Below are 7,222 nucleotides of genomic sequence, written 5' to 3' on the forward strand. Positions count from 1 at the left end.
GGAATCATAATCCTGGGGTCGGGGGTTCAAGTCCCTCCTTCGCTACCATCCTGCCAAGAAAATCGATGCGATCCGGCGCGCTGCCAGACGGTTGCGCGAGCCGGGTAGGCGCTCCTATCTGGATCTATCGATTCTTCCCGAAAGCCTTGTCATGACCGCCACCCATTCGACCCGCATGCTCATCCTCGGCTCCGGCCCCGCCGGCCTGTCCGCCGCCATCTACGGGGCGCGCGCCGGGATGGCGCCGATCGTCGTGCAGGGCATCCAGCCGGGCGGTCAGCTGACCACCACCACCGACGTCGAGAATTATCCCGGCTTCAAAGAGGTCATCCAGGGCCCGTGGCTGATGGAGGAGATGCAGGCGCAGGCCGAGCATGTCGGCGCGCAGATGATGTGGGACACGATCGTCGAGGTCGATCTGTCGCAGCGTCCGTTCCGGCTCGTCGGCGACGGCGGCCATGTCTATCTCGGCGACACGCTGGTGATCGCGACCGGCGCGCAGGCCAAATGGCTGGGGCTGGAGAGCGAGACCAAGCTGCGCGGGCAGGGCGTGTCGGCCTGCGCGACCTGTGACGGCTTCTTCTTCCGCGGCAAGAAGGTCGCGGTGATCGGCGGCGGCAACACCGCGGTCGAGGAGGCCCTGTATCTCACCAACCACAGCCATGACGTCACCCTGATCCATCGCCGCGACCATTTTCGCGCGGAGAAGATCCTGCAGGATCGGCTGTTCAAGCATCACGGCATCAAGGTGCTGTGGAACAAGGAGGTCGCGGAATTCGTCGGCGGCGAGGGCAATCAGGGCCTCGTCGGGCTCGAGTTGCGCGACACCAAGACCGGCGAGCTCAGCCGCATCGATGTCGACGGCGGCTTCGTGGCGATCGGCCACCATCCCGCGACCGAATTGTTCGCGGGCCATCTCGAGCTCGACGCGGATCACTATATCACGGTGACGCCGGGGACCACGCACACCAGCGTGGCGGGCGTCTTCGCCTGCGGCGACGTGACCGACAAGGTCTATCGGCAGGCGATCACCGCGGCAGGCACCGGCTGCATGGCCGCGCTCGACGCCGAGCGCTTCCTGGCCGAAGCCGATTATGAGGACGAGGCTATCGCCGCCGAGTGACGGGCGGCGCGACCGCGGACAGCATCGCGGCCGCAAGCGCTTCGAACGCTGCCGGTTCGGCAAAGCTGTGCGAGGCGGTGGCGATGCGCAGCGTGGTGACGATCGGCTTGGTGTCGAGGCCTCGCCAGGCGGCGGCGAAATTCTGCGCGGTGCCGTCGCCGTCGGCGAGCACGACCAAGGTTTCGCCGCGGATGCCGTGCGCAAAGCGTCGCGCGAGCGTGCCGTCCTCGTGGGCGACGCTGCGCGCGATGCTGCGCAGCAGCCGGCGGATGTTCACACCACCTCTCAAAAGCTTGAGCCAGGCGCGCGGATCGAACAACCGTTTGGCATAATGACCGCGGATCGCGGCGGCGGCGGGTAGGTCACCCGAGGATTCGATCACCCAGGGATTGGCGAGCACGAGATCGGTCAGACCGAGCCCGTCGCCATATAGCGCGAGCGCCGTTGCGCCGTCGCAAAGACCGAAGCCAAGGCATTGTTTCAGAGCTGGAAATCTCTGTCTCAAAAGGGTCGCCGCGGCGCTGAGATCGGCGTCGCTCGAGAGATAGCCCCGATCGGCACCGCTGCTGTCGCCGACCCCGCGTCGGTCGATCCGGACGACGGCATGGCCCGCGGCTGCCAGCCGTGCCGCGAGGCGTTCGTACAGACGGTGCGGCCCGACGCGGGTCTGGCTGCCACCGGTTGCGAACAGCCAGCCGACCGTCGCATCAGCGGGTCCGTCGAGCGTCGCATATAGCGTGTCGCCTTCACACGAAGTCGCAGCGATCGCCCTCATGTTCCTATCCACGCAGCGATATCGTCGGCAAGCAAGCCCGCGAGCCGGTCGTCGCGCTGGGGCTCGGGTCGTCGCCAGACAGGGATGCCGTCGACGCGACGGTCGGCCGGATGCTCGTCCCTGACCAGCCTGATCGTTCGGTTCGTATCATCGGCGGATAGGTCGGCGGCGGCCAGCGGCTCGGCGAGCGTGGGCGACAGGACGTAGCCGGCGGGCGTCGCCGGATCGCTGCCGCTCGCGAGCGCGCTGCGGCGCAGGTCGCTGAGCAGCGACCGGCCTGCTGTCGGTGCCAGCCGCCAGTGACGACCGGGCACCACGGAGTCGATCAATGCCCCGCCGCGGAAGGCGATGCTGCCGGCGATCGTGACGCCGGTCGCGGCGAGCGCCTGCGGCACCGCCGCGCGCCAATCCGCCCAGCCGAGACCGTCGAGCGCCTGCGGGCTTTCCCCGGTCCCCGGCAGATCGGGCAGCCAGCAGCCGATGCCGCGCGCAGCCAGGCCCCTGCACACGGCGACGACCAGCGACCGCGTCCGGTTCATTTCTTCGAACAAAGGTTGCAACACGAGCAGGTGCGGGCCGCTCGCCGGTCCGAAGGCGAGCATCGCCTCGCCATTGCCATAGGTACAGATTCGCGGCGCGGCCTCCGCCGTCATGCGCCGCGCTTGGCGCGGACGAAGGCGGCGAGGCTGCCGAAGCTTTCGAGCATCTCGCCATCGACCTCGTCGTCGTCGATGAGGATATGCAGCCGGTCTTCGATCTCGGTGAGCAGGCCCGCGACGGCCATCGAATCGAGCTCGGGCATCGCGCCGAACAGCGGCGTGGCGTCGTCGATTGCCTCGGCGCGGGCGGCATCGACGCCGAGCACGTCGCGCAAGATCGCGCGCAGCTGGTCTTCGATCGTCGCGGTGGCACCGGTCATCGTGTTTTCTCCGATTTCCGCGTCGCCTAGTCGAGCGGGCGGCGGCGGGCAAGCCGGCTGGCGGTCTCGCGCGCGATACCGGCGAGTCCGCGTACCGATGCGGGACGGTACAGGTCGGTCCGCCAGATCGGGTTGGGCGTGTCGACCCAGTCGGCCTTATAAGTTTCGTCGCCGAGCCCGAAGTCGATGCGGCGGACGCGGTCGTCGACGATCGCGGCGCGGAACATCGCGTGGCTGAGCAGCGAGCCGGGCGAGCCTGCCTTGGCGTCCTCGCGATGCGCGAGCTTGTGGATGGTGGCGATGCCGTTCTCGACCAGCCAATATTGGGCGGCGACCGGCATACCGTCGGCACGGCGTGCCAGCCCGAGGCGAAGCGTGCCGGCGGCCGACTCCTGCGCGGCGAGCGCGCGCAGCAGGGCCAGCGAGCCCTCGGTCGGTTTCCAGCTCGCGGCGTAGATGTCTTCATACGCCGTCCAAAGATCGGCATCGAAGGCGCGATGAACGCGGATGTCGAGCGGATGGCTGCGACCGCGACGGGCGACGGTGTTGCGCAGCTGGGTGGGGCGCGCGGCCCAATAATTGTCGAAATCGGGCGTGGCGATGTCGATCGTCCAATTCGTCGAGCACCGATCGGCATAGCCTCGCCATCCCGCGGCGGTGACGGGCCCCGCAAGCGGATGCAGCGCCACCGTGTCGAACCGCGCGGCGAGTGCCGTGAACAGCGCGGGCGACAGCGCGGCGGCGGGGGGCCCCGACAGGATCGGCGCGAACCGCAGCGTGTACCAACTGGCCAGAGGCGCGGCGGATCGACGCCCGGTCGCGATCAGGAACAGCCAGGCGGCGGATCGACCGTCGCGGACGCGGAGCACCGCCAGCCGCGCGTCGGGCAGGACATGCGTGGCGGTCAGGCGGAACCAGTCGAGACGATCGTACAGCGTCGGCTGGCAGGCGCGATCGAGCGCGCCGGCCGCATCGGCGGCGACTGCGTCGAGATCGTCGAACCATTTCACCGACACCGGCATCGCGCTATCTCCCGAGACGCTTGGCGGGGGACGCTGTGCCGTGCGAAGGGCAGAATGTGCAAGTGTTGACCGACTGGAACGGGCTCGACCCGACGCCGCAGCGGCTCGATCGGCTCGTCCTGTGCGGTGCGCCAGACGCTGCCGCGCTGGTCGATCGCGCCGGCACGCTCGATTTCGCCGGGCTCGACGCTGCGATCGGATCGCTCGCCGCGCACCTTGCCCAGCGCGCAGCCCCGGGCGATCGGATCGCGAGCTGGCTGCCCAAGACGCGGACCGCCTGCCTGCTGGCGCTCGGCTGCGCGCGGGCAGGGCTGGTGCACGTCCCGGTCAACCCGCTGCTCAAGCGTGCGCAGGTCGCGCATATCCTGGCCGACAGCGGCGCCCGGGTGCTGATCAGCCAGCCGGCGCGCGCGGCGCTGCTGGCGCCCGGCGATCGGCCGGCGGGATGCGATCTCGTCGTCGAGGCGGATCTTTCGGCCGCGCACCCTCAGCCTTTGCCGGCGTCGGGCGGCGACACCTCGGCGCTTGCCGCCTTGCTCTACACGTCGGGATCGACCGGCAGCCCCAAGGGGGTGATGCTGAGCCATGCCAATCTCTGGCTCGGCGCGATCGCAGTGGCGTCCTATCTCGGCGTGACACCGCGGGACCGCACGCTCGCGGTGCTGCCGCTGAGCTTCGACGCCGGGCTCAACCAATTGCTGTCGAGCTGGGCGGCGGGGGCGTGCGCAGTGCCGCTCGACTATCTGGTCGCGGGCGACGTGGTGAAGGCGGTCGGGCGGCATGACGTCACGATCATGGCGGGGGTGCCGCCCCTGTGGATCCAGCTCGCCGAGGCGACGTGGCCGCCCGAGACGGCGGCGCGGCTGCGCGTGCTGTCGGCGACCGGGGGCCGGATGCCGGCACCGTTGGTTCGCCGCCTGCGCGCGCTCTTCCCGCAGGCCAGCCTGCATCTCATGTACGGTCTTACCGAAGCGTTTCGGTCGACCAGCCTCGACCCCGCATTGGTCGACGCGCACCCCGGGTCGATCGGCACGGCGATCCCCTTCGCCGAAATCCTGGTCGTGCGACCCGACGGCAGCCTCGCCGACGCCGACGAGCCCGGCGAACTCGTCCATGCCGGGCCGCTGGTCGCGCGGGGCTATTGGCGCGATCCCGAGCGGACCGCGCGGCGGTTCAGGCCGGCGCCTGCGGGCGCTCGCCTCGGCGGCACCGCGGTCTGGTCGGGGGACAGCGTCGTGCGCGGCGCCGACGGGCTGCTCCGCTTCGTCGGGCGCGACGACGAGATGATCAAGGTCTCGGGCAATCGCATCAGCCCCACCGAGATCGAGGAGGCGGCGATCGCCAGCGGCGCGGTCGGCGAGGCGGTCGCGCTCGGTGTCGCCGACGACCGCATGGGGCAGGCGATCCGCCTAGTCGTCCGCGGCGGTGGGGACGAAGCGCGGCTGCGCGCCTATTTCAAGGCCGAACTGCCCAACTTCCAGCAACCGCGCGACATCGTCTGGCTCGAGGCGCTGCCGCGCAACCCCAACGGTAAGCTCGACCGTGTCGCGATCGCCGGGGCGCACGGCGCATGAAGCCGACCGGCCCCATCCCGCCCGGCTATGATGCCGATGCGCAAGGACGCGTCGTCATCGCCGGTCGGAACGTCGATGCGCTGATCGGCGAGGCCGGCGACACGCCGCTGTTCGTCTACGATCGGGCGATGATCGCGGCCCGGATTGCGCGACTGCGGGCGGCGATGCCGGCGGGGATCAATCTCCATTATGCGATCAAGGCCAACCCCTTCGCGGATGTTCTTGAGACCATGGCGCAGAGCGTCGATGGTTTCGACGTCGCCTCCGGTGGCGAACTCGCAACGGCGATGGGCGCCGGCATGGCGGCGGCCAGGATCAGCTTCGCGGGCCCCGGCAAGCGCGCGCGCGAACTCGAGGCCGCGATCCGGGCGGGCGCCACGATCAACCTCGAATCGGAGCGCGAGGCCGATCGCGCGCTGTCGGCCGCCGAGGCACTCGGGCTGACGCCGCGGCTCGCGGTGCGCGTCAATCCCGACTTCGACCTCAAGGGATCGGGGATGCGGATGGGCGGCGGCGCCAAGCCGTTCGGGGTCGACGCGGCGCGGGTCGTGCCGCTGGTCCGGCATCTCGTCGCCGCAGGCGCGGACTATCGCGGCCTGCACATCTTCGCGGGCTCGCAGTCGCTCGACGCCGGCGCAATCATCGAGACGCAGGCCAACACGGTCGCGCTCGCCCGTCTTATCGATGCGGAGAGCGGTACAGCGGCGCCGCTGGTCAATCTCGGCGGCGGCTTCGGCGTGCCCTATTTCGCCGGCGACGTACCGCTCGACGTCGAGGCGATCGGCGCGGCGCTGGCGGCGCAGGTCGGGGCGGAGGCGTCGCGCTACGCGATCGAGCTCGGACGCTGGATGGTTGCCGAGGCGGGGGTCTATCTGACGCGGATCGTCGATCGCAAGGACAGCCACGGCAAGACCTTCCTCGTCACCGACGGCGGCCTCCACCACCAGCTCGCCGCCTCGGGCAATTTCGGGACGGTGGTGCGGCGCAACTATCCGGTGGCGGTCGCGACCCGCTTCGGCGCGCCGGGCGACGAGGTGGTCAGCGTCGTCGGTTGCCTGTGTACGCCGCTCGACCGGCTCGCCGACGACGTGCTGCTGCCCGCCGCCGACGTCGGCGACGTCATCGCGGTTTTCCTCGCCGGCGCCTATGGTGCGACCGCCTCGCCGGCGGCCTTTCTGGGGCACGCGCCGGCCTGCGAAATGGCGGTCTGACGCACGCTGCGAGAGAGCAGAGCCGTCATTGCGCGCAAAGCGTGCACGGCGCGCAATGCCGGCCGCGGCGTCGCGCATGCCGCCCAACCGCACTCCTAACGTAAAATTCACCTCTCCGGCGCTAAGCCGGCTGCCGAACGACCCAAGGGCGGGGCGTGGCGTCGTGACGGCGCGCGTCCGTTCGTGACGGCACAAGGGGATGAGACATGCGGTTCGACGGCGCTTCCAGGACGGTGCTCGGCGTGGCTTTGGCCGGTGTCGCGGTGTCGGGGTGCGCGGGCGGCGGCAGCGGCCCGGCGCTGCCCCCGGCCAATTTCGTCTCGCAGACCCAGGAGACGCCCGGCGAGCAATATGTCATCGGCCCGCTCGACCAGCTTACCATCTTCGTGTGGCGCAATCCCGAGCTCGGCGCCAAGGTCCAGGTCCGCCCCGACGGCCGCATCACGACGCCGCTGATCGCCGACCTGCCGGCGTCGGGCAAGACCCCGGCGCAGCTTGCCGAGGACCTCAAGGCCGCGCTCTCCAAATATGTCTCGGACCCGCTGGTCTCGGTGATGGTCGACAATTTCTCGGGCACTTTCTCGCAGCAGGTCCGCAT

8 protein-coding genes are annotated in these 7,222 nt (G+C 70.0%); 4 read left to right on the forward strand and 4 right to left on the reverse strand.

Annotated elements, in window-relative coordinates; all coding sequences use genetic code 11:
- Nucleotides 1-151: 151 nt before the first annotated feature.
- Nucleotides 152-1,123: a thioredoxin-disulfide reductase gene (gene trxB / locus Q0326_RS16630; protein WP_298692616.1), complete on the forward strand. Its 972-nt coding sequence runs from the start codon at nucleotides 152-154 to the stop codon at nucleotides 1,121-1,123.
- Here the strand turns inward: trxB and Q0326_RS16635 are convergent.
- Genes Q0326_RS16635 through Q0326_RS16650 form a run of 4 tightly spaced genes read right to left on the reverse strand, consistent with a single transcriptional unit; the run spans nucleotide 1,107 to nucleotide 3,839 of the window.
- The gene (locus Q0326_RS16635; protein WP_298692617.1) at nucleotides 1,107-1,898 is read right to left on the reverse strand and encodes a hydrolase 1, exosortase A system-associated; all 792 of its coding nucleotides are present in this window, start codon (nucleotides 1,896-1,898) and stop codon (nucleotides 1,107-1,109) included. The two genes, trxB and Q0326_RS16635, sit on opposite strands and share 17 nt — an antisense overlap.
- Nucleotides 1,895-2,551 (reverse strand): hypothetical protein, encoded by a 657-nt coding sequence (locus Q0326_RS16640; RefSeq protein WP_298692619.1) that lies wholly within the window; start codon nucleotides 2,549-2,551, stop codon nucleotides 1,895-1,897. The genes Q0326_RS16635 and Q0326_RS16640 overlap by 4 nt, the downstream gene beginning before the upstream one ends.
- Complete coding sequence (locus Q0326_RS16645; protein WP_298692621.1) at nucleotides 2,548-2,817, reverse strand: acyl carrier protein; 270 nt, start codon at nucleotides 2,815-2,817, stop codon at nucleotides 2,548-2,550. The genes Q0326_RS16640 and Q0326_RS16645 overlap by 4 nt, the downstream gene beginning before the upstream one ends.
- A 26-nt stretch (nucleotides 2,818-2,843) precedes the next feature.
- Nucleotides 2,844-3,839 carry a GNAT family N-acetyltransferase gene (locus Q0326_RS16650; RefSeq protein ID WP_298692624.1) on the reverse strand — a complete coding sequence of 332 codons (996 nt, stop codon included), beginning with the start codon at nucleotides 3,837-3,839 and terminating at the stop codon, nucleotides 2,844-2,846.
- A 65-nt stretch (nucleotides 3,840-3,904) separates the two neighbouring features.
- Between Q0326_RS16650 and Q0326_RS16655 the strand changes: the two genes are divergently transcribed.
- The 3 genes from Q0326_RS16655 to Q0326_RS16665 all read left to right on the forward strand — a co-directional run.
- On the forward strand, nucleotides 3,905-5,413 hold the full coding sequence (locus tag Q0326_RS16655; RefSeq protein WP_298692631.1) for an acyl-CoA ligase (AMP-forming), exosortase A system-associated: 1,509 nt from the start codon (nucleotides 3,905-3,907) through the stop codon (nucleotides 5,411-5,413).
- Nucleotides 5,410-6,624 (forward strand): pyridoxal-dependent decarboxylase, exosortase A system-associated, encoded by a 1,215-nt coding sequence (locus tag Q0326_RS16660; protein WP_298692626.1) that lies wholly within the window; start codon nucleotides 5,410-5,412, stop codon nucleotides 6,622-6,624. The genes Q0326_RS16655 and Q0326_RS16660 overlap by 4 nt, the downstream gene beginning before the upstream one ends.
- A 206-nt stretch (nucleotides 6,625-6,830) precedes the next feature.
- A partial coding sequence (locus Q0326_RS16665) for a polysaccharide biosynthesis/export family protein (protein ID WP_298692628.1) occupies nucleotides 6,831-7,222 on the forward strand: 392 nt, incomplete at its 3' end.

Source organism: uncultured Sphingomonas sp., assembly GCF_937859915.1.
Taxonomy (GTDB): domain Bacteria; phylum Pseudomonadota; class Alphaproteobacteria; order Sphingomonadales; family Sphingomonadaceae; genus Solisphingomonas.